The following is a 22,793-nucleotide window of genomic DNA, read 5'->3' as shown; positions in this document are numbered from 1 at the left end:
TTAGAACTTCTATCTTTCATCAATTTCAAGTTCTCGTAGGAAGTAAAATTGATCGCTTTCGTCAACACGACCCAAATAACCCGTTAACGGTGATGACAATTCTATCAGCAACTCTCGAACTTTTTCTTCCGACAGTGTAGAATTTATGTCTGTTGCAAACATCGAATTATATTGGGTTCTGGTTTCTGTAACTGTGGGTTGATGACTTCCAAGTTCTCCTAGTTTTTTAACAGCTTCAATGACTTGACTTCGCAGTTGAAGGTTTTGTTTTACTTTCTCAATATATTCATCAATTTTACCATCAATTTGTCCGGCTGTTAGATAATCTTTCAGTTCAAATAGATTAACCGAACCGGGATATTTTGCTTCAAGTTCAACCAAGTTTTGTAAAGTCATGGGATTAATAATACTGATAATTGATTGTTGTGCAGATTTCTCAAGATAACTGGTAGGTTTACCAGGGCCAATAATTAATTTTACAGCAGTTTCATAGCTTTCTCTACCCAGATGTCTCGTACCAATTCGATAAAGTTGTTCTGCTGTAGAGTCAGGAAGACTCTTTCCGGCTTTGCATTCCCCCACCATTGGATAGGGTTTAGTACAATACAAATCCATTCCACCTGCACCCCCTTTTGCATCGCTATCAACCTCAAAACCCAAAAATACCAAACTTTGACGAACGATATTTTCAAAAGCGGTTCCTTTTTCATATTTTCCGCCTATTGTTGCTGTTCCCAACTCGTTAATTGTAGAAATCCAATCGGGTAAATGTTTAGTTGTTTTTGGCATTCTCCAACCGATAAATTGTTGAATATTCTCATCGAGTTGTTTCGCCGCAGAATCAGTTATGGCTAACTGAGAAATTGCGGTTTGTAGTTCTTCTAATTCGGGATGTAATGGGGGCTGGCGGTCGAGAATTTGACGATAGCGTTGATCAAAAGCCTCATTACTTAAAATCGGGTTATCTTCACTAACCGTTAAAGTGGGGGAAAGCGGAAGAAAACGAGGACTAGAATTAACCGCAACTTCCAACGGTTTACTCAGTTGATAAACCCGCAAATAGGTTAGAAAAAAATGTCCTCGCTTGGCTAAACTTGCGTGTAAAGCTTCCTCTGTCCAAACCGTTAACGCAGATAACAAATCAAACCGTTCGGCTTCGTTAACGATTTGACAAAGTTCACATTTTGCCCAACTTTTAATTCTGACTCTTTCCGAACCCAATTCGGCTAAACTCTGATGAACCGTTGGTAAAAAATTCGGGCGATAATATTGTTCGTTTGGGAGAGGGTTGGAAGATGTATCTGCGGGATAAAGAGCAAACTGTCTGCCAGGATTGATAAAAATTCCGGCGATAATTAAGATAGTTCGCCCTTGGTTTAAGGCTTCTATTTCGGGAGCGGGTAGACGCAAAGCTGTTGATAATGAAACCATGATTAATCTTGCGAGTTTAAGAAAGATCTAATTCTAACAATTGAGCAGATGCAAGGACAGTTTTAGGAACGCTGATGGAAATATTATCATCGGTGATTATATCAGGTTCCTGTCCCGAAGGATCGCTGAGAATTTCTTGAATTAATGGATTGTTTATTGCCAATCCCTTCTCATCGATATAGCTCTGAATATCTTCTGAAGTCAGTTCGTAACTTTCTCGTTCTTTATCAACTTGGAAAATCGCCAAAAGGGGTTTAATATGTTCGGGTTTTAATGCCACCCATTCACCACCTTTTTTATGCAAGAGTTGGTTTAAATACTGTCGTGCCGATCTTGCATTCGGACTAATTTTCTTAGAACGAACGAGACAACCTCGGGTTAGATTAAATCGTTCGTAGTCGGTGAGTTGATTTAATCGGGCTTGTACTCCGATACCGTTTGGCTGTTGAATAACTGCGACTCCTATTTTGACATCTTTTCCGTTGTCTTTGCCATTAATTTTAAACTGCACATAGCAGTTATTTCCGGTAAACTTATCAATGCTTTCAACTTCAACCCCATTTACAGTTTTTTCAATTAAATTCTCGAAACCCATGAGTAAAGCAGAAGCAATCGCATCATTATCTTCCATTGCATCATCAATTGATTCCTCAACTTCTTTTAATTCTCGACGAAAAGCAGCTTCAACAGGAGATTTATGAGGCGGTTTAACCGATACGGAAGAAGTATTAGGATTTTGCTCAACAGTGATTTTTTCTTCTTTTTCATCTCTCGGAACAACCCAGTGATGAGAACACCAGTTTAAAATATCTCTGACAGAAGGTTTTTGCTTTCCAAATTCTCGAAGCTTATTTTCATCAAAAGGATAAAGATGAGAAGGGGGTGTAGCTTGATGAGAATCATAAAACTCTTTCAACCAGTAACTAACAACCGTGACTACACTCTCCGAGTTTAGATAACTCAACTTGATAGTTTCTTTGGGAGTGGGATAATTTGCAATTCGCTCTATAATTGCTTCCGCTTGGGGTAGAACCTTAACTTGATCTCTCCAGGTTTCTTCATACATTGATAGTAAGAAAATTCCCCGTTTTAAATTGTTGTAAAAGTCTTTGGATAAACTCGCAATAATTTGAGCAGTGGTAAAACCATTATCATCAACATCTGTTCGATCCAATTCATCAAAACAAATGACGGGGAGTTTATAATCACTAACCAAGTCAAGAATTTGACAAGCAGTAGTAAATGCTTCAGCTTCTTTATCCTCCTGCTTCGGATTAGGTAAACCTAGAGCATTAGCTTGCTTTTCCGCCAATTCATGGCCTGCAAGCCAATGATTTGCATAAATAGACAACGATTGAGGAGCCAGTGTCCATAAAATCGCTCTGACGAGATAGGGATTATTAATTTCTGGTTTTGTTTGTAGAATCTGATTAACTAGACTTTCAACAAGTTTGCTTGAGGGTTTCTGAAACTTGGCAATATACTGATTTGGTGAACACTTCAAATTTTTGGCTTTATTGATTAAATATGCTGCTATTTCTTGCCACTGCATCACCCCCTGATATTTGCCATACGCTCTTAAACTAGAGGCGACCGCTTGCAGAAACTCACATTTAATCTTATTTAAAGAACCGTATTTACCCAGGTAGATAAATAAAGTTTTTTCATCGCTTTGCAATTGATGTCTGATCCGGCTGATAACTTGAGTTTTACCTAATCCTTTTTCTCCAGTTATTGTAATTCCAACCGTTTCTAGTTTACCTTGACGAACTTTAGAAACTGCTTCGAGTATGGCATTAGAAGCATGGGCATTAATAGACGGAACATCGGGAAAACTCTTACCCCAAATTTGAGACGATCTGACAACAGTATTGCCTTCAAAAGGATTGTGTTCTCGGATGATATTGTCAATAGCAGATGAGTTAGTATTCATGGAATTTTGATGATAAAATGAATTAAGTAAAAGAAAACAAAGCTAAAATTTCAAAAGCTTGGCATAGCATCGCAGCCCTGCCAATTCGGTAGTAATAGAATCCTGAATTTTGTCGGGCGCACTATCTTCTACACTACCTCCCTGAAGCTGAAAAATATCTTCGGCTTGCATTTCCAACATCCAATCGCTAAACTGCGATCGCGTGACTTTTTCCCCAATTTCCCGGCGAATGCGATAAATTGGCACCAGATTGTCATAATTGAAATCACGGTTGAGGCGATCGTAAACCTCCAAGGCGACGGACTTAAACTCATCATAAGATGTAATCTTATTTTCAGGGGTAGACGGTTGAGAATTGACCTGTTTTGTGTTATTATCTGTTTGTCGCAACCACCGCAAAATAGCGTTAAAATCCTTCGTTCTCACCCGTTGTCTGGCGTTATATTCAAAGTCAGGACTTTTGAGACAAGCCTCTAAAATCTTCAAACCGATATCGGTTAGAGAAACTTTAACAGATCGGTTTTTCGTTGTGATCGCGATCGCACCTTTTTCGTTTAATTCGTCTAGTACGGGTTGATAAGTGGCGACTTTATCTTTACCTTGTTTAACCGAATTGATCAAATCACTTTTTTTTATTTCATCGGTTGCGCCGCCTAAGTCCCACAGCATCAGCAATAGACGAGTTTTGATTTTTGAATCTACAGAATTGGGCATGAGTTTTATGGTACTAACTGAAGCTGTTCAAACTTGCATCAGCCTAGATTCTCCTTCTATCTAATATTGTATGACAGGTCATTTTAGATTAAAATCCGTAATATCACGGAAATATAGTTATTGTTTGTTACTTGGGTGTTGATGTTACTTAGGTGTAATCAATTATGAAAATTATTCAATCTCTCCATGCAGCGATTTCAGTTTCCGATTTAGAAAAAGCTGATTATTTCTATGGAACAATTCTCGAACTTCCTCAAGTTGAACGTTCTCTCAAATTTGCGGGAAGTTGGTATCAAGTGGGAGACTTTCAAATACATTTAATTCAGGCACCTGCGGTAATTCCTGATGTGGTTAATAATGAAAAATGGGGACGAAATCGACACCTGGCATTTTCTGTTGATCAGTTAGAAGAATTCAAACAAAAACTCACCGAAAATAACTGCACCTTTCAAATGAGTTCATCCGGGAGAGCGGCGTTATTTGTTCAAGATCCTGACGGCAATATTATCGAACTGAGTCAAGTTTAAAGCATTTATGAAAATTATTGCTTATTCCTACAGCGATCCGTTATTAGAAACGCCCCCGAACCGAATGATTTGGGGTTGGGAAATCGATCAAGTTTATCAAGATTTGGGAGAACGTCAACAACTGGATCAACTGTTAGCAGACTGCCAAGCAGAACCCACAGAATATCTGTTAATTCGACGGTTTGAAGAATTGGGAGATTCTTTACAACAAGTTAGCGATCGCCTCTTGCAATTAGAAGCATTAAATGTTAAAATTATTGCCATAGAATCTAACCTAAAAAACTCAATTTCTGATGCAACTCAAGTTGATTTAATTAAACTAATCGCCGAAGTTCAAACCAGTCAACGCAGTCGCCGCATCCGTCAGGGACACGCCCGCAACCGCATCAAAGCCACACCACCTCCTGGAAAAGCCCCCTACGGTTATCGTCGGGGAAAAGATCGCTATACCGTAGATCGAACAACCGCCCCAGTCGTTAAAGAATTTTTTGAACGGTTTTTAATATACGGTTCGTTGCGGGGTGCGGTGCGATATTTAGAAAAGCGATATAGCAAGAAAATTTCGGTGACAACCGGGAGAAGATGGTTAACAAATCCCGTTTATCGAGGAGATTTAGAATACAAAAATGGTGAAACTATTCTCAATACTCATGTGGCGATTTTGTCTCGGGAAGAAGCCGCCCAAATTGATCGACTGTTGCGCCGCAACCAACGAATGCCACCGAAAACTGCAAGTGCGCCTCGTTCTTTAGCGGGTTTAGTATTCTGTGGTGAATGTAGCTGTTTGATGACAGTTAGCCGAGTCACAACCTATCGAAAAAAACGTGAATATCTTTATCTACGTCCCACCGCTTGTCCCCGTCAATCCAAATGTAAAGCCCTATCTTATAATAACATTTTAGATGCAACAATTCAACAAATTTGTGAGAATTTACCCCGTGCTGTTTCTGAGTTAAAAATGCCCAATCTAGATAACATTAAAATAGAAATTAAACAGGCTATTGCCACAAAACAAGAAATTATCTCTCAGTTACCCCAGTTAACCGCAACGGGAATATTAGATGAAGAAACCACCCAACTGCGAATCTATAAGCTAAAAACAGAAATTGCCCAACTACAAGGAAAATTCGCTCAATTTCCCCCCGTGAGTTTAAAAGAAACCGCCCAAGCTGTGTCTATTCAGCAATTTTGGTTAGACTTATCGGAAACTGAACGACGCTTTTATTTTCGAGAATTTATCCGTAAAATTGAGATTATTAGACAAGAAAAAAACTGGAAATTAAATGTTGAGTTTATTTTTTAATCGTCGAGCAAAAATTTAACTTAAATATAATAATAAAGCCTCTTTTTTAGACTGGGGTTGAGTTGGGGAAACAGAATCCACTTCAGTTTTAGAAAAACGAGCAAGTGCGGCTGGTGATGTCGAGTTTTGTCCAGAATTACTAATCAAAATAAAACGATTTAAAACTTCTAACTGAGCATCAACAATTTCATCATATTTTTCATACCACTTCGCGATCGCCACGGATAAGGTTTCAAGCTCATCTTCCAAAGGTTCTATCAACTCAATTAGTTCTTGACGTTTTGACTGCGGAAAAAGTTGAGGTTTTTCTTTCAACAATTTCAGAAAAGCTTCGAGGTTTTGATTATGAAAAGACATAGACAAAATTTTATTATTATATTAATTCTAAGATACAATAAATTGGGTACAGTCCTGATTAACACTAATGTTGAATCGGAATATTTTCTCACCTCACAACTCAACACCACTGATCAGAAAACTGCACCCCAGTTTAAAGTCTAGCCTTTAGTCAGGCGAATATGCTCCATGACTCGACGTTTGCGTTCATCTGATGAACTCAAAGGGTTGTACGAGGTGGATGAAGCTTGAGTGAACTTCCCTAGACTCCGGGCTAGGTGTTCTTTAACTTTCTGCTTTTGTTGGTCTGAACTGGCCATAAGAGTTGAGTATCAGGAAGTTGCGTCATGTGTTCCAACTTTATATTCTTATACGATTCGAGAACTTTTGAACGAAGAAAATTTGAGAATTTCAGAAAGGGGAATTTTGAGTCACCCTCAACTCCGGGTTATCGGTTCATCCCGCAGGTAAGAGGCTGAGACGTTTCCCGATGGAAAATTTTGGTGATTTCACCTTGACGAAAATCCAAGTTTAGGGGATATTTATACTTAGAAGAAGTAAACCTAATCATAACCCTATAACTTCAGGAGGTATTTTCATGTTCTTTCCCTTGTGTGTATTTTCATTCTTCGTTCTCGCCGCCTACCTGACAGTTCCTTTAGTTTAAATACTGGTTAATCTTGAATTTCCTCTTGCTAATTTCAAAAAAGTGAGGGGATTTTTTTTGATGTATTCAGATGATTTTATGAGATTAAAATACGACTAGAAGATCATTATGTCATCTACAACTTCTATCACCCCGGACTCGCCGCGTAATCTTTGGATTATAGGGGTTCTAATTCTTACACTGTTCATTCTTATTTTAACCATGATTGTTCTTTTTCCGCAACCCAAACTTTTAACTGATCCATTTTTACAACTTCCGACAGAAAACTCAGTTCGAGTCGTTTGGTTTACAGAATTTCCCGGTTCTCGTCATTTCGTGAGTTATGGTGAAAATATTCAACAAAAAGTCGCTGCTAAAACCACTAAACTGAGTCGTACTCGTGAAGATAAAAACTCCCGAGTTGGAGAACAAACCTCAGACGGAACTGTTTATCAAAAACCAACTCAACGTGAGATTTGGCGACACGAAGCCGAAGTTACAAATTTAACGCCGGGTGTGCGAGTTCCCTATCAAGTTAGTAGTATAACAAATCAAGGGGGAACAGTCAAAAGTGAGGTCTTTTCTTTGGCGGCTAAACCCCAAGCAGGAACGCCTTTAAAAATATTATTAACTTCCGATCATCAATTAAAACCACTGACGGCGGCAAACTTACAAAAAGTTGTAGAAACGATTGATAATATTGATGCAGTTTTCTTGGCTGGAGATTTAATAAATATTCCTGATCGGGCTTCCGAATGGTTTGACGATAACCGAGGCGGTGCATTCTTTCCACTCTTGCAGGGGCGAGGAAATTATCAACTCGAAAAAAATGGTGTAGTCACGACATACAAAGGAGGTTCGCTGATTCAAAATGTACCTTTGTTTCCGGCAATTGGCAACCATGAAGTGATGGGAAAGTTCTCAACTGAAGTTGGACTAAATGAACAGTTTAACAATCCTTATCCTCGTCAAGCGGCTGAGAAGATTTATCAACAAAATCAGCAAACTATCAACCCTGAAAACAAACCTGAATTCCAGACGGAATGGATCAAAAATAATACTTTTAACAGTGATACCTACACTGAAATTTTTACCTTGCCAAACGAGAATAAAAACTATTATTCTGTTACATTTGGGGATATTCGTTTAGTCAGTTTATACATTACCAATATTTGGCGAAATCCGGGATTAAATCAAAATATTCGAGGCAAATATCGAGAACGAGATCAAGATTTTAATCAACCCGAAAATTGGGGTTATGGACAACATATATTTGAACCGATTAAAAAAGGTAGCGAACAATATCAATGGTTACAGCAAGAATTAAATAGTGCTGAGTTTAAACAAGCAAAATATAAAATCGTCATGTTTCATCATCCGCCTCATTCTCTGGGTGACAATATTCTTCCTGCTTATACCGATCCGGTACAAATTATTGATCGAGATGAAGCCGGAAATATTCAAATGATTCGTTATGAATATCCCAAGTCAGATGATTATATTATTCGAGATGTGATGCCTTTATTAGAACAAGCAAATGTGCAGTTTGTCTATTACGGACATTCTCATTTATGGAACCGTTTTGTCAGTGAAAGCGGAATACACTTTTTAGAGTCATCTAATGTCGGGAATACTTATGGGGCTTATTTAGAAGACAAACGACGGTTTATTCCGCCCGGTTTTCAAATTAAAAATTATAGTGCCGTTGGTGATCCAAATAACCTCGAACCTGTTATCCCCAATCTTAGACCTATCTTATCAGAAAACGGTCAACCTTTACCCTATATTGCTAGTAATGACGTTACCGCTTTTAGTATTTTTGATACCGCCACTGGAACGGTGAGTAGTTATTATTTTGATACTCGAAAACCGGATTCAGAAGTCGTAAAATTTGATGAGTTTGTTTTAAAACCGTAAGCTTTTGAGTCTAGTAATACTTAGATTCTAATTGAAGATTCGGTTGAAATTGATATTTCTGCAATCTATACATATGTTCAAATAATCTCCAACAATATTCTTCTGTCAAACCACAAGTGATCGCACCTCGCATCACAACATCAAAATACCAACCATTAGCTACAAGTTCCTGCTGTAACTTATTAATCACCGTATAAGTGCGAACATGAGTATAGACTTGACCCTTGCAAAAGACTTTGACTTGTTCCGGTTTATCACTGCCAAGATGAATCCCTATTTGATCCGATATCCTCACTTCAACACCCTCAATACTCAGTTCAACGTTCAGTGTGGTATCCTGTCGTCTAAAATGTGGAGACGCATAATTATATAAAGTTAGTTTTGAGGACAGCGGATACATCCTAACGGACACCCTTTGCAACCGGAACTTAACCGTATTGATAGATGTCCAATGTCCCAGACTCACTTGATCGCATTCCATTCCCCATATTCTCAAGTTGCTATGCTAATTGTTCAAAAATACGGTGGTACCTCAGTCGGATCAGTTGAACGCATTCAAGCTGTTGCTCAACGGATCATCAAAACAGCCCGCGAACATTCAGTTGTTGTCGTCGTTTCGGCGATGGGAAAAACAACCGATCAACTGGTGAAGCTGGCGACGGAAATTTCCACAACACCTAACCGTCGGGAAATGGATATGTTGCTCTCGACTGGGGAGCAAGTTAGCATTGCGCTGATGAGTATGGCGATCCAAGAACTCGGACAACCTGCTATTTCCATGACTGGCGCCCAAGTGGGTATTGTCACTGAAGCCGAACATACTCGCGCCCGCATTCTCCACATTCAAACTGATCGAATTGAACGTCACCTCAAAAAAGGTAAAGTTGTCGTTGTTGCAGGCTTCCAGGGGATTACAAGCCGGGAAGAATTAGAAATTACCACGCTAGGACGGGGCGGTTCAGATACTTCCGCCGTGGCATTGGCAGCAGCCCTGCAAGCCGATCAATGTGAAATTTATACCGATGTACCGGGAATTTTAACCACCGATCCGCGTCTGGTTCCCGAAGCACAGTTGATGACGGAAATTACCTGTGATGAGATGTTGGAGTTAGCCAGTTTGGGGGCGAAAGTGTTGCATCCTCGGGCGGTGGAAATTGCCAGAAATTACGGGATGCCGTTGGTGGTGCGATCGAGTTGGAGTGATCAACCGGGAACTCGCGTTACTTCCCCGACTCGTCAACCTCGACCCTTAGAAGGGCTAGAATTAACCCATCCCGTTGATGCGGTGGAATTTGACACCAACCAAGCGGCGGTTTCCCTGTTGCGGGTGCCTGATCGTCCGGGTATTGCGGCGAAATTGTTTGGGGGAATTGCGGTACAACAGTTAAATGTGGATTTGATTATTCAGTCGATTCACGAAGGTAATATTAACGATATCACCTTTACTGTCGGCAAGGGTTCCTACAATCAAGCGATCGCCGTAGCAGAGGCTTTATTACCCACTTTGGGCGAAAACGAAGATGCGAATTTAGGACAACCAGAAGTCAAAGGCGATCAAACACCCATTGCCAAAGTCAGTATTGTCGGGGCGGGAATGATTGGGCGTCCGAATGTGGCATCGGGGATGTTTACTACCTTAGCCGAAGCGGGGATTAATATTCAGATGATTTCGACTTCCGAGGTGAAAGTCAGTTGTGTGATCTCAGCCGAAGATTGCGATCGCGCCGTTGAAGCTTTATGTCAACACTTTGAAGTCAATTTAGCTTCCTCTGCATCCTTAGCTGCTTCTGCTTCTCCTGTTTCGACCACACCTTTACCGCCTGTGCGCGGAGTTGCCCTCGATCGCCATCAAGCCCGTTTAGCTATTCGTCACATCCCAGATCGTCCGGGAATGGCCGCTAAAGTGTTTGCATTGTTGGCTGAACATAGTATTAGTGTGGATATGATTATTCAGTCCCAACGTTGTCATCAAGTTAATGGGACTTTAAGCCGCGATATTGCTTTTACCGTCACACAAGTTGATGCCGATCAAGCCCAAAAGGTGTTAGAACAAGCCATGGGTGAGTTAGGGTGTGGGGAAATTGTGGTTAATAAAGCGATCGCCAAAGTCAGTGTTGTTGGGGCGGGAATGATCGATCATCCCGGAGTGGCGGCGCGAATGTTTGAGGCTTTAGCCGCAGAAAAGATTAATATTTCGATGATTGCCACCTCTGAAATCAAAATTAGTTGTGTTGTCGATGAAGAACAGGGAACACAAGCATTACAAGCCGTTCATCAGGCGTTTGGGTTATCCGGCGATCGCCCGATTATTGTCCCTGAACCCCTGGTGGTGCGCTAAGTTTTCTGGCCCGGAAAGGGGACAATTATCTGCTTGAGGGTTTGATTTGTTTGAAAACTCAATTACCACGTCAATGGTATTATCGGATAGAATAAGAGTTTCTAAGCAAAAATTGTGATCCCATTTTTATAATGTGACCCGCCCTCTAACGTTTGAGTCATATTTTCTGCAAAAATCGTCAATCTCCCCGTGGGGTGAGGCACGTCTTCTGTACAATGCCACGCCAATTCCCAACTGGGTGCGCCCTGTTCAAGCTTGATGAGGCATGGAATCAACCTTAATTAATCAACTTAATAGCGGATTTACGCTTTTCCTCAGCTTACTGGTTGAGGCGTTACCATTCCTGCTATTAGGAGTCTTATTCTCAAGTGTTCTCAATCAATTAGTCGATGAACGCAAACTGCTGTCATTAGTTCCCTCTCATCCGCTATTAGGGGCTTTATTTGGGAGTTTAGTCGGATTTCTCTTTCCGGTGTGTGAATGCGGTAACGTTCCGGTTGCCCGTCGGTTTATCATTCAGGGAATACCCGCTTCAGCAGCTATTGGATTTTTATTTGCTGCCCCGACGATCAATCCTATTGTTATATGGTCTACCTGGATAGCTTTTCGCGACCAACCGGAAATTGTTTTTCTACGTGTCTTGTTATCGCTGATTATTGCCACTTTACTCGGTTGGGTATTTAGCTTTCAAAAAGACCTACGCCCAATGCTTCAACCCACTATCGCCCGTCTGTTACCGCCCCCTCGCTTGAACGACAACAAAACAGCGGAGGCGAGTGAAAGTTCTCCTTTACTACAACCCGGAACTTATTTGTTGGGTTCGGCAGAACAACCCGTTCGATTAGAGTCTATTCCGTTTTGGCAAGCTGGACAAGGCATCGGAAAACCTGACAAAAAGACTGCAAAACTCGAAAAACGCCAAAAAATTCATTTGCGATCGCTATTCTTGCGTCCTTCTAAAGAACGTCTGGGTTTGATGGTTGAGAATATGGTACAAGAATTGCGGGAGTTGGGGGGAATCTTAGTGATTGGGAGTTTGATCGCCGCGATTATACAGGTGGCGATGCCCCGTGAAATTATTCTCAGTTTAGGACATGGCCCCGTTTCCTCCATTGTCGCGATGTTGTTATTGGGGGGTGTGGTTTCGATTTGTTCAACGGTAGATGCGTTTTTTGCCCTGTCTTTTGCTGCAACGTTTACCAGTGGTTCGCTGTTAGCGTTTTTGGTATTTGGGCCGATGATTGATATTAAAACAGTGGGTCTAATGTTATCGGTATTTAAGCCGCGAGCTGTGGTTTACTTAATGGTATTAGCGGCACAAATGACCTTTTTATTGACCTTGATTGTGAATTTAAACATCAGCTAAGAGGGAACAGGAAGGATCGGGCAACAGTTCAGAATAAAAAAATGCAAAAATGTCAGATATTAATGACTTTAAAGATTTAAGAATTTGGCAGAAAGGTATGGATATCGCTGAACAGTGTTATTTCCTTACAAAACTTTTTCCCAAAGATGAGTTATACGGTATGGTACAACAAATTAGAAGAAGTGCCGCATCTATTCCTGCTAACATAGCTGAAGGATACGGACGAAGATATACGGCAGAGTATGTGAGATTTTTAAACATAGCCCAAGGTTCAGTTAATGAACTAGAAACCCATCTCATTTTATCTAGACGGGTAAGATTATGTGAAGAAAAAGATCTGGAAATGATTGTGAATTTATTAAAAGAGGAAAGTAGAATGATTATTAGTCTAATCAAAAAATTAGAGAATTAAAATCTGTTCCCTGTTCCCTAAGATTGCAAACTAAGTCTCGCCGGAAACCGCCGGGCCGCAAGGCAAGCGCTGTTCCCTGTTCCCTGTTCCCTATTCCCTTGATCTTTATGGTTAATCGTCGCTTCAAGACTATCCGTCGCCGGATACTTCCCATCTGGGAAACCGTTCAACCCTGGCTTGATCCGATCGGAATTTTGGCTTGGGGTATTTTATTATTAAAATATTGGATAACAGGTAAACTCAATATTCTGATTCATCCGAATTATTTTGCTTTAACCATTCTGGGTGGAATTGGCTTACTGGGTATTGGTAGTGTGAAATTTTGGCAAGTCGTTCAAAGCTATACCGTTGAGTCGGAAAAACCCAAAACATCCCAAAATCTTCAACATATTAGTTTGTTTCCTCCCGGCTGGAGTAGTGTCTTGTTCCTCGCTGCGGCTATTTTGGGCTTATGGGTCACACCCCAAACTTTCGGCAGTCACACAGCTTTACAACGGGGGCTAACAGAATCTTTACCGACGACTCGCACCCAACCCCAGGAATTTCGGACTGCGGCGACACCCGAGGAGCGATCGCTGATAGAATGGGTACGGATGTTAAATGTTAACCCCGAACCCGACGCTTATACAGGTCAAAAGGCAAATGTAACCGGTTTTATTATTTATCCGCCTTCCCTTCCTCAAGGGTATTTGTGGTTATCTAGATTTGTAATTACTTGCTGTGCGGCTGATGCTTATCCGGTGGGTATACCGGTATTACTTCCACCCGATACTAGCCGCCAAGATTATCCTCAAGATAGTTGGCTAGAAGTCGGTGGGGAAATGACCACGCAAACCATTAAGGGGGAACGAAGATTAACGATAAAAGCCACAAAATTAACTAAAATTCCCGAACCCAGAAATCCTTATGAATATTAAATTATTATAATTTTTGGTTAAAGATATGATCAGAGTGCTGAAGCACAACTACAAACCATAAGCCAACCAGTTAACATCACATCCCCAAACTTCAGTATTTCCCCAAGTATGAATTTTTAAAAAGAATCCTTTGCAGTCAATATCAACAGCTTTAACTTTTAATCGATGAGTAGCTTCTCTAGAAACGTTAGCATAAGAGATTCCCACTACAACTTTTGGAGGGTTGTTAAAGGCTTCCCCAAACTCAATGTATTGTCGAACACAGCGATTATCTCCTTTTCCATTAGTCAGAGTTCCTTTCCATCCCTTAGTTTTGTTAATGCTTCCCGCAAAAACACCGCTTTCTATTCTATATAACTTTTCTTTTTGCTTTTGTAATTCGGCGTTGGTGGCTTGGATTTTTTCTTGAAATTCGGCTTTACTTTTTGCGAGTTCATTCTGTGTGGATTTGAATTCATCCTTCAACTGTTTGATACTTTCTAACTCAGTTTGAAGCTGTTCGCGAGTATTTGTTAACTCTTGAATTGCTCTTTCGTAGTATTCGAGAGGTGTTTTGTTGTCGTTGGAATTCATTAGATTTACCCTTGATTAAAATTTTACTACCAGGGAATTCATTCCCCGAAAAACTTCAAATTCCACAATCAATCAGTCTCGATAAAAGAGGTTTAAAAGAACCAACACCACCTTTATCCCAGTTATCCCATATTCTCGCAGGTAAATGTCCCGAAGGAGCGGAAGTTGAAAAATTTACAGATTTGTACCAAAGCCAGGTATTGTTTACACACCATCCAACTTTCTCTCCAAAAGCATTCCAGACTCGATCTTCTTTTTGGTGAGTATTTCTCAAACTGTGATAAATTTTAGTTTGTATACTCAAGCCAAAATGTCCATCACTAGATTTTATCCAGAGTCGATCAATAGTTCTCAAATCTTCAGAGAACAGTAAATTAAGATCGGTTTCCAGTAATTTTCCTTCTTTTTCTCTCCCGATTAACTCAAGCAGTTTTTTAAATGTTTCCTCGTCGGCTTCTTTCCACATTTTATTTTCTAGAAAATACTTCAGCTTTCGATAGTTCAAGGATAAACAACCTGCGGAAATATCGGAAGTTAAGCTATTGATCTGATTTTTGATATTTTGAGTTTCTGAATAACAGTAGTTAACTTGTGCTTCAATTTTATTACTCAAATTTTTCAACGGTTCTGTTTTCTGTTGAAGTTCTTGTTTGGTTTTTGATAACTCTGCTTGAGTGCGATTGAGTTGAGCCTTCAAGAGTTGGCTTTCGTGTTGAAGTTCTTGTTTGGTTTTTGATAATTCTCTTTGGGTGTGGTAAAGTTTTGCTTGGGTTGTTGCAAGTTCATCCTTCAAGGTTTGATAAGAAGTCTGCATTTTTCTGAGACTTTCTAACTGAGTATCCATCTGGTTTTTGACATTTTGAGTTTCTGAATAACAATAATTGACCTGTGCTGCAATTGTATTACTCAATTTGTTCAAAGGTTCAGTTTTCTGTTGAAGTTCTTGTTTTGTGTTTGATAATTCTCTTTGAGTGTCATCAAGTTTAGCTTTGGTTTGTGCGAGTTCATCCTTTGTAGATTTTAATTCGGCTTTTAAACTTTCATAGAAAATCTGCATTTTTTTGAGACTTTCTAACTGAGTATCCATCTGGTTTTTGACATTTTGAGTTTCTGAATAACAGTAATTGACCTGTGCTGCAATTGTATTACTAGATTTTTGTAAAGGTTCTATTTTCTGTTGAAGTTCTTCTTTTGTATCTGAGAATTCTTTGCGGGTTTGATGAAGTTCGGCTTTGGTATCTTCAAGTTCTTTTTTTAACGTTTTATAGGAAGTCCTCATCTCGGTGAGACTTTCTAACTCGGTTTGAAACTGTTCGCGAGTGTTGGTTAACTCTTGAATTGCTCTTTCGTAGTATTCGAGAGGTGTTTTATTGTCATTGGAGTTCATTAGATTTATCCTTGATTCAAATTCTATTGATAATTAAGTTCGGGGTTGCGATGCACGCGCACAAATTCAGCTATGATAATGCTAAAGAACAACAACACATTACTAAACTTATTCAGTTGGTTTAGAAAACATTTGCTGGAAGTTTGAAAATGATTGAAAAACTTGTGTTTTGATGTCTTGATAATTTAACTGTTGTTGTGAGGGAGAAGACTCAATTTCTAACTCGGTTGAATCATAAATTTTGATAGTATTACTCCAAAATTGACACAACACTCCATACTTTAACCAATCTTCAACGGCGAATTTTCTTAACTCCGGTGCTTTCCGTGTTAAAGCAACCATTCTGGCTGCATTCAGTTGAAGTTGACCGTAGGTTTCAATAATGGTTTGTACGGGAGTAGTTGGGGTTAATTTCGTTAGTTCATAACATTCTATCAACCGATAATATTCAATATCTGATAACTGAAAACCTGGTTTTAATCCCAACCCTAATTTTTGACGACAGGGATCAAAAGGATTAGGAATTAATTCTGCACTGTGTCGCCGTAATTCTCCACGAACTTGTTCGATGGTTTTATCGACTATTTCTTCGATTTGGTCGATAAAATAACTCGCATCATTGAAAACTTGAGTTTCCAATAATTCAACATCTCGAATTAAACCTTTCGCTTCAACGATTGATTCCATCACCACTAACGAGATTTGATTTATCCGGTTTTCAAGATAATAATCGGTTTTTTTAATGGTCTGGTTGACTTCTTCGATAGTTTCCCGACGAATGCGATCAATTTCTCGCAGGTTTTCCTTGACTTTTTCATCGGCTTTATTTATAATATTGTCAATATCATTAACGGTTCTCGTTTCAAGTTTTTCTATTTTTTCCGTTACTTTATCGGTTCGTTTGGCGACGATGTAATCAATATTATTGGCGAGTTTATTTAACTTCTTAGCCGAACGATCAACAAAATCTCGTTCTACTTTTTTCGTCGAACGTTCTAGCTTTCTAACCAAGCCGCCAAATATCCATCCAAGCATGAGTTAAACTCCTGGAAGCAAAATTTATAAAGTTAGATAAATTAACCGATAACTCTAAGATACTCGTTAGATTCTCATTAAGCATCCGTAGATTTACGGAACTTTAATTAAACCTATAAAATTAGTAAAAAATAGCCTCCCCCTGTAGGGGGAGGTTGGTGGGGGTTGAGAGGGGTTGGGGGAGAGGTTAAAAGGGATGAAAATTCGGGTAAAATATTAGGGTAAAATCAACTTACCAACCCATTGTTCCGGGGCCACCTTTAAACGGGCCAACAATATTTTTAGTTACCCAACCGCCATAGAAGTCACCCGCTTGGGGTTGAACGAGTTCATCACCGACATAACAAGCATCCATCAGACTTGCATAGAAGCTATAACAGTCTTTAATGGAAACAAAATTAGGTGTCGGTTCAAAGTAACGCCAAGCCGCTTGACGGACGTGTTTATCGCCTACCTTAATATCAGAATAAACACAGCGTCCTTTCCATTCACACATTGTTATTCGAGATGTTTCAATCAAATACTCTAGTTTAATATCGTCTGCGGGGATATAGTAGGTGGGAGGATGACTGGTTTCTAAAACTCGTTTTGCGTTTTTAGTGTCTGCGATAACTTCACCATTAAAGATGATTTTAATGGGTTGACTGACATCTTCGCAAATTGCGGGACGGGGATAGTCCCAAACAGACTCTTGACCGGGTTGCGGAGGAATTCGTTGTGGTCTCATTTGAACAGATGCTTGACTTTAGGTTTTCTAAACTGTTATCGTCTTAGAATTATAACTTAAGTTCTATTTTTATGCTTTTAAACTTGAGAGTCATATTCTATGATTTTCAGACAATCAGTTAAACTTTAAACTAAAAAAATAATGCAAATCGAAACTGTTAAAATTCTCACCGTCAAGATTCAAGACCATCATTTAGAAATATTGTATGGTATTGATGAATTTCAGTTCTCAACGAAAATTTTTTATCACGATGTCTCTTTGGATTTTTTAATTCAACGATATTCAGCCGAAACAATTCATCGATTTGTTGCTTATATTGCCTTGTTTGAGGGAATGAAATTTTGTTCTCTGTATCCTAAAAAATTTGATATTTCTGTAATTGCTGAGTGGCTTTCACCTCAAACACCAAAACTGTTTAATCAAATTTATCGCGGGGTATTTGCTCAAAATTTATATGAAAACCAAATGACGAATTATTCGGGAGCGGTTTTAGTTTATAATCAAGACTTAACAGAAAAAAAACCCCTAAAAATTCGGGGTGAAAACCCGACAGTATTAGCAGGTTGTGGTGGGGGGAAAGATAGCTTTTTAGCAATGAAACTGTTAGAAGACTCTAACCTGACCTTTGCATCAATGCAGTATTCTCACAGTGTTTATGGAAAAGCTGATTTACAACATAAATTGATTGATAATGTTCTGCAACACGTTCAGCCGATAAATGCTCATAAAATCTCGATTTTTGATGATTTTGTTGACTATCCTTTTGTACAGCTTTATTGTCCTCATCTGTCGGGAATTACGGTTCCTGAAACCCCTGTTTCTATTTTTGAGTCTTTGATTTTGATGTTGAATTTTGACTATCAATATTTAAGTCTAGCTCACGAAAAAAGTGCAAATACTGGAAATTTATTTTCAGCAGAACTTGGTCAAGAAGTTAACCACCAATGGGGGAAAGGATACGAAGCCGAAAGAATAATTAATCAATTTATTAGAGACAATTTACTGGATAATTTTACTTATTTTAGCATTTTACAACCGCTTTATGATTACCGCATTTTTAAAAATTTGAGTCGCTATCCCGAAGTTTTACCCAGTCTTCATTCTTGTAATATTCAGAAACCTTGGTGCAAAAAATGTCCAAAATGTGCTTATGTTTGGTTGGGTTTGATGGCGAACTTTGAACCGAATGTTGTTGATGCTGTGTTTCAGAATAATCTATTTGATGATCCTGATTTACTTCCCATTTTTAGACAAATGCTAGGACTTGCAGAACATACCCCTTTTGAATGTATTGGTGAAATTAATGAGAGTCGGTTGGCGATGAAAAAATGTCTAGAAAAAGGGTTGTCTGGTCTAGCAATGGATGTATTTGTTCGGGAGGTTTTGTCGGATTTAACGATTGATTGGCAAACATTAGAAGACAAGTATAACCGAGTATATGAGAGTGAACACGCTATCCCCGATAACATTTTTCAGGGAATTGTTAATCAACTTTAGAGGAGGTTTAGACAGAGCTTTCTGGTTTTTGTATAAATAGTAAAGAACCTCCATAAACCAAGAAACCTGCGACCATTCCGGGTAACACTTCATAAATCGAATTAGAGAGTCCTAAGACTCCATTCCAAACTGCTGCAACGGTAATTCCAGTAATCATCATCGCCACTCCTACACCTGAACTCACCGGACGTTTCCAAGCTCTTAAAACCAGTAATGGCCCTAAACCAGCAGCCAGTGCAGACCAAGCAAAAACACCCAAAGCAAACATATTTTTATTACTTCCTAAAGCAATGGTAAGGATAATGAAAGTAACAACTAAAGTTGCGAGTTTTGCAAATTTATAGGAGTGAGCCGTTTGGGGAAAAATATCTTGACTTAAAGCCGCCGAACAGGATAAAATTTGAGAATCAGCAGTCGAAACAACCGCCGAAAATAATCCCGCTAAAATCACGCCGACCCAAACCGCAGGTAACAGTTTAATTGCCATTTGAGGAAGGGCTAATTCTGGATCTCCATTCGTCATTAAATCAGGAATTAGAATTCTAGCGGCGAGTGCAACGCCAATAGTAGCGGTGGAAAAAATAAAATACAAAACGGCATAAATATTGCGGGTTAATGCCATATTCTTGGAGGAGTCTAGTGCCATCGCTCGTACCATAATATGGGGTTGACCCACCACTCCAAAACCTGCACATAACCAACTAAGTAAAAATAGCCCAAATCCAAACTGAAGATTAGGAGGAACAAGACTAATTAAAGAGGGATCAATCTGTTCAAGTTTTGACCAAAGTTCTCCCATTCCTCCACAAGCTGCTATCGAAATAACTAACAACCCTAACATGGAAAACATCATCACCACAGACTGCACCGCATCCGTCCAAATCGAGGCTCGAATTCCGCCCGAAAAACAGTATAAAACAACTATAATGGCTCCGACAATAATTCCGAGGGAATAGTCCCAACCGAAAACAGCATGAAGGGCTTTCCCTCCCGCGATCAGTTGAGCGGCTGCATAGGCACCGAGAAACAGGATAGTAATAACAGCAGAAATAACCGCAATAGATTGATTTCCTTTAGGGTTATTATTTAAAAAAGAACCAATGGTTTCTGAGTCATTTTCTTCAGACACTTCTCGCAATTGTTTGTGAACAATAAACCAAGCCAGATAATCTCCGAGAAACCATCCGATGAGTAGCCACATAGAGGAAATACCCGCTTGATAGGTAAAGCCAATCATACTAATGAACATCCCGCCACTGTGAGCCGTTGCAAAGGCTGAAAGTCCGGTAAGCCAGGGGTTAACATGACGACCCGCGAGTAGATAATCACGAGTATTATCTTGTTTTTGAGTAGCCGAATAAATGCCGACTCCAGCAAATAACAACAGAAAAATAATAAAACAAATGGCAATAGTAGTTTGATCTGACATAAGCTTTAAATAAGTGATCATCGACTAACTTCAAGAACAATTGAGCAGAACCAATCTGTTTTCGTCTCCGCCTATAATGTTAATCCAAAGGCTGACTTAAGGGAAAATCAAGAAATCGCCGGAAAGTTAAGATCGAGTGAGTGATGAACATCAGATTTTGTTTGCTTTCTCACTTTAACTTAGATCCCAAGTTGCCCATTGACTCAACTCAAAGATCCTAACCGAAATTGAGACTTTACAAAACCCTGACCGCCAGAGAACGCTACACTGATATTTACACCCCCATAATTGATGACGTAATAGCAACACCGAAAAAAGGCACACCAAATATGAAAAGCCGCTGGAGACAAGTATGGAAAGAACAGCTTGCGACTGGTGCTTTCACAGTTCGATCCATGACAAACCGACACCTATGGCGAATTTTGGGCAGTTGGATGATTGCTCAAGGGATACTCTTGGGAACCCCTGCCCTCGCCGATAACACACCAAAATCCCTAGAATACAGTGAACTCTTGCAAAAAATTGAGGCGGGGGAAGTCGAACGTATCGAAGAAGATCCCGCTCGACAAATTGCTAAAGTTACACTCAAAGGGGGTGAAGACGGTGATTCTCCCTACGTTGTCCGGTTGTTTGACCGCAACCCCGAACTGTTGCAGGCAGTCCGCACGCAAAACGTTGGTTACGAAGTGACACCCACCGCTGATAATAGTGCGGCAATGGGGTTAATTGTCAACTTATTGGTGATTTTTGTCGTCTTGGCATTTTTGCTGATGATTCTCCGTCGTTCCACTCAAGCCTCTGGACAGGCGATGAATTTTGGCAAATCCCGAGCAAAATTTCAAATGGAAGCCAAGACGGGGATTTTGTTTGATGATGTGGCTGGAATTCAAGAAGCCAAGGAAGAATTGCAGGAAGTGGTCACCTTCTTGAAACAACCCGAACGCTTTACCGCCATCGGCGCCAAAATTCCCAAAGGCGTTCTGCTCGTCGGCCCGCCTGGAACCGGAAAAACCCTGCTCGCTAAAGCGATCGCCGGAGAAGCGGGGGTTCCGTTCTTCAGTATTTCGGGTTCGGAATTTGTGGAAATGTTTGTCGGGGTGGGCGCTTCGCGAGTTCGAGATCTATTTAGAAAAGCCAAAGAAAACTCTCCTTGTATTGTCTTCATCGATGAAATTGATGCGGTAGGCCGTCAGCGAGGGGCAGGAATTGGCGGAGGCAACGACGAACGCGAACAAACCCTCAACCAGTTACTCACCGAAATGGATGGTTTTGAAGGCAATACAGGGATTATTATCATTGCCGCCACAAACCGTCCTGATGTTCTAGATACTGCTTTATTGCGTCCGGGTCGTTTTGACCGACAGGTGATCGTTGATTTACCTAGCTATAACGGTCGTTTAGGTATTTTACAAGTTCACGCTCGCAATAAAAAACTTGATGAAGATGTTTCCTTAGAAGCGATCGCTCGTCGGACTCCGGGCTTCTCGGGGGCGGATCTGGCAAACTTATTAAATGAAGCGGCAATTCTCACCGCTCGTCGTCGGAAAGAGGCGATTTCTCTGGGGGAAATTGATGATGCAGTTGATCGGATTACCATTGGTTTATCTTTAGCCCCCTTACTCGATAGTAAGAAAAAACGGCTGATTGCTTACCATGAAATCGGACACGCTCTATTGATGACGGTGTTGGAAAACTCCGATCCGCTCAACAAAGTCACGATTATTCCTCGTTCGGGTGGGGTCGGAGGCTTTGCCCAACAAATGTTTAATGAAGAGATGGTTGATAGCGGTTTGTATACCCGGGCTTGGTTGATTGATCAAATCACGATTGCTTTGGGGGGACGAGCCTCAGAAGACGTGATCTTTGGGGATTCAGAAATTACTGTCGGGGCGAGTAACGATATCCAACGAGTGACTAATTTAGCTCGGGAAATGGTGACTCGGTATGGAATGTCTGACTTGGGGCCACTTTCGTTAGAAAGTCCCAACGGAGAAGTGTTTCTCGGACGGGGATGGCCGGCTCAGTCAGAATATTCTGAAAAAGTGGCAACTCAAATCGATCAAAAAGTTCGTGAAATTGCTTTTGACTGTTACAACAGAGCTTGTCAAATCATCCAGGAAAATCGGGGGTTAATTGATCAACTCGTTGATTTACTTCTCGAACGAGAAACCATCGAAGGGGATGAATTCCGCCGCCTTGTTTCTGAATATACAACTCTCCCCGAAAAGCAACTGACTCAAACTCGCGGTTAAAATCAGCAACCTCCTTGTTAAAATTCTTTCTCCAAGACGACTGTGAGGGGTTA

Annotated in this window: 20 protein-coding genes; 9 read left to right on the top strand and 11 right to left on the bottom strand. The window is 40.2% G+C overall.

Annotation, left to right across the window (positions count from 1 at the left end):
- Window positions 1-9 precede the first annotated feature (9 nt).
- From M595_RS16395 to M595_RS16385, 3 genes are read right to left on the bottom strand one after another with little or no spacing between them, the layout of a single operon-like run.
- Window positions 10-1,431: a DUF1802 family protein gene (locus M595_RS16395; RefSeq protein WP_023067412.1), complete on the bottom strand. Its 1,422-nt coding sequence runs from the start codon at window positions 1,429-1,431 to the stop codon at window positions 10-12.
- A gap of 16 nt (window positions 1,432-1,447) precedes the next feature.
- Window positions 1,448-3,364: an ATPase AAA gene (locus M595_RS16390; protein WP_023067411.1), complete on the bottom strand. Its 1,917-nt coding sequence runs from the start codon at window positions 3,362-3,364 to the stop codon at window positions 1,448-1,450.
- A 42-nt stretch (window positions 3,365-3,406) separates the two neighbouring features.
- Window positions 3,407-4,078: a hypothetical protein gene (locus M595_RS16385; protein ID WP_023067464.1), complete on the bottom strand. Its 672-nt coding sequence runs from the start codon at window positions 4,076-4,078 to the stop codon at window positions 3,407-3,409.
- A 164-nt stretch (window positions 4,079-4,242) separates the two neighbouring features.
- On the opposite strand from M595_RS16385, the gene M595_RS16380 reads away from it, so the two are divergent.
- Both M595_RS16380 and M595_RS16375 read left to right on the top strand, forming a co-directional pair.
- Complete coding sequence (locus M595_RS16380; RefSeq protein ID WP_023067434.1) at window positions 4,243-4,605, top strand: VOC family protein; 363 nt, start codon at window positions 4,243-4,245, stop codon at window positions 4,603-4,605.
- A gap of 7 nt (window positions 4,606-4,612) precedes the next feature.
- Window positions 4,613-5,908 (top strand): recombinase family protein, encoded by a 1,296-nt coding sequence (locus M595_RS16375; protein WP_023067468.1) that lies wholly within the window; start codon window positions 4,613-4,615, stop codon window positions 5,906-5,908.
- 15 nt (window positions 5,909-5,923) lie between these two features.
- Here the strand turns inward: M595_RS16375 and M595_RS16370 are convergent, their stop codons facing one another.
- Complete coding sequence (locus M595_RS16370) at window positions 5,924-6,265, bottom strand: hypothetical protein (RefSeq protein ID WP_023067469.1); 342 nt, start codon at window positions 6,263-6,265, stop codon at window positions 5,924-5,926.
- Window positions 6,266-6,405: 140 nt separating this feature from the next.
- The gene (locus tag M595_RS31865) at window positions 6,406-6,564 is read right to left on the bottom strand and encodes a hypothetical protein (RefSeq protein WP_023067425.1); all 159 of its coding nucleotides are present in this window, start codon (window positions 6,562-6,564) and stop codon (window positions 6,406-6,408) included.
- A gap of 548 nt (window positions 6,565-7,112) precedes the next feature.
- On the opposite strand from M595_RS31865, the gene M595_RS16365 reads away from it, so the two are divergent.
- Window positions 7,113-8,807: a purple acid phosphatase family protein gene (locus M595_RS16365; RefSeq protein ID WP_023067440.1), complete on the top strand. Its 1,695-nt coding sequence runs from the start codon at window positions 7,113-7,115 to the stop codon at window positions 8,805-8,807.
- Window positions 8,808-8,817: 10 nt separating this feature from the next.
- Here M595_RS16365 and M595_RS16360 read toward each other — a convergent pair whose 3' ends face one another.
- The gene (locus tag M595_RS16360; protein WP_052001795.1) at window positions 8,818-9,288 is read right to left on the bottom strand and encodes a gamma-glutamylcyclotransferase; all 471 of its coding nucleotides are present in this window, start codon (window positions 9,286-9,288) and stop codon (window positions 8,818-8,820) included.
- Window positions 9,289-9,309: 21 nt separating this feature from the next.
- On the opposite strand from M595_RS16360, the gene M595_RS16355 reads away from it, so the two are divergent.
- The 4 genes from M595_RS16355 to M595_RS16340 all read left to right on the top strand — a co-directional run bounded on the left by M595_RS16355 (window position 9,310) and on the right by M595_RS16340 (window position 13,840).
- The gene (locus tag M595_RS16355; RefSeq protein WP_023067438.1) at window positions 9,310-11,145 is read left to right on the top strand and encodes an aspartate kinase; all 1,836 of its coding nucleotides are present in this window, start codon (window positions 9,310-9,312) and stop codon (window positions 11,143-11,145) included.
- A 265-nt stretch (window positions 11,146-11,410) separates the two neighbouring features.
- Window positions 11,411-12,511: a permease gene (locus M595_RS16350; protein WP_023067456.1), complete on the top strand. Its 1,101-nt coding sequence runs from the start codon at window positions 11,411-11,413 to the stop codon at window positions 12,509-12,511.
- Window positions 12,512-12,560: 49 nt separating this feature from the next.
- Window positions 12,561-12,923 (top strand): four helix bundle protein, encoded by a 363-nt coding sequence (locus tag M595_RS16345; protein ID WP_009787356.1) that lies wholly within the window; start codon window positions 12,561-12,563, stop codon window positions 12,921-12,923.
- Window positions 12,924-13,030: 107 nt separating this feature from the next.
- Window positions 13,031-13,840: a TIGR03943 family putative permease subunit gene (locus tag M595_RS16340; protein WP_023067415.1), complete on the top strand. Its 810-nt coding sequence runs from the start codon at window positions 13,031-13,033 to the stop codon at window positions 13,838-13,840.
- Between the two features lie 48 nt (window positions 13,841-13,888).
- Here the strand turns inward: M595_RS16340 and M595_RS16335 are convergent, their stop codons facing one another.
- The 4 genes from M595_RS16335 to M595_RS16320 all read right to left on the bottom strand — a co-directional run bounded on the left by M595_RS16335 (window position 13,889) and on the right by M595_RS16320 (window position 17,562).
- Window positions 13,889-14,413: an H-type lectin domain-containing protein gene (locus M595_RS16335; RefSeq protein ID WP_023067426.1), complete on the bottom strand. Its 525-nt coding sequence runs from the start codon at window positions 14,411-14,413 to the stop codon at window positions 13,889-13,891.
- 55 nt (window positions 14,414-14,468) lie between these two features.
- Complete coding sequence (locus tag M595_RS16330) at window positions 14,469-15,800, bottom strand: GUN4 domain-containing protein (protein ID WP_023067419.1); 1,332 nt, start codon at window positions 15,798-15,800, stop codon at window positions 14,469-14,471.
- A 108-nt stretch (window positions 15,801-15,908) separates the two neighbouring features.
- Window positions 15,909-16,835, bottom strand: coding sequence for a hypothetical protein (locus M595_RS16325; protein WP_023067441.1), 927 nt, complete (start codon window positions 16,833-16,835; stop codon window positions 15,909-15,911).
- Window positions 16,836-17,067: 232 nt separating this feature from the next.
- Window positions 17,068-17,562: a DUF427 domain-containing protein gene (locus M595_RS16320; RefSeq protein WP_023067444.1), complete on the bottom strand. Its 495-nt coding sequence runs from the start codon at window positions 17,560-17,562 to the stop codon at window positions 17,068-17,070.
- A gap of 141 nt (window positions 17,563-17,703) precedes the next feature.
- On the opposite strand from M595_RS16320, the gene M595_RS16315 reads away from it, so the two are divergent.
- Complete coding sequence (locus tag M595_RS16315) at window positions 17,704-19,059, top strand: MurL C-terminal domain-containing protein (protein ID WP_023067414.1); 1,356 nt, start codon at window positions 17,704-17,706, stop codon at window positions 19,057-19,059.
- A gap of 7 nt (window positions 19,060-19,066) precedes the next feature.
- Here the strand turns inward: M595_RS16315 and M595_RS16310 are convergent, their stop codons facing one another.
- Window positions 19,067-20,488 carry a sodium/proline symporter gene (locus M595_RS16310; protein ID WP_023067448.1) on the bottom strand — a complete coding sequence of 474 codons (1,422 nt, stop codon included), beginning with the start codon at window positions 20,486-20,488 and terminating at the stop codon, window positions 19,067-19,069.
- A gap of 395 nt (window positions 20,489-20,883) precedes the next feature.
- On the opposite strand from M595_RS16310, the gene ftsH reads away from it, so the two are divergent.
- Entirely contained in the window at window positions 20,884-22,740 is a 1,857-nt protein-coding gene (gene ftsH / locus M595_RS16305; protein WP_152983587.1) for an ATP-dependent zinc metalloprotease FtsH, read from the top strand.
- Window positions 22,741-22,793: the final 53 nt, after the last annotated feature.

Source organism: Lyngbya aestuarii BL J, from assembly GCF_000478195.2.
Classification (GTDB): Bacteria; Cyanobacteriota; Cyanobacteriia; order Cyanobacteriales; family Microcoleaceae; genus Capilliphycus; species Capilliphycus aestuarii.
This window is presented reverse-complemented; position numbering and strand designations above follow the sequence as displayed.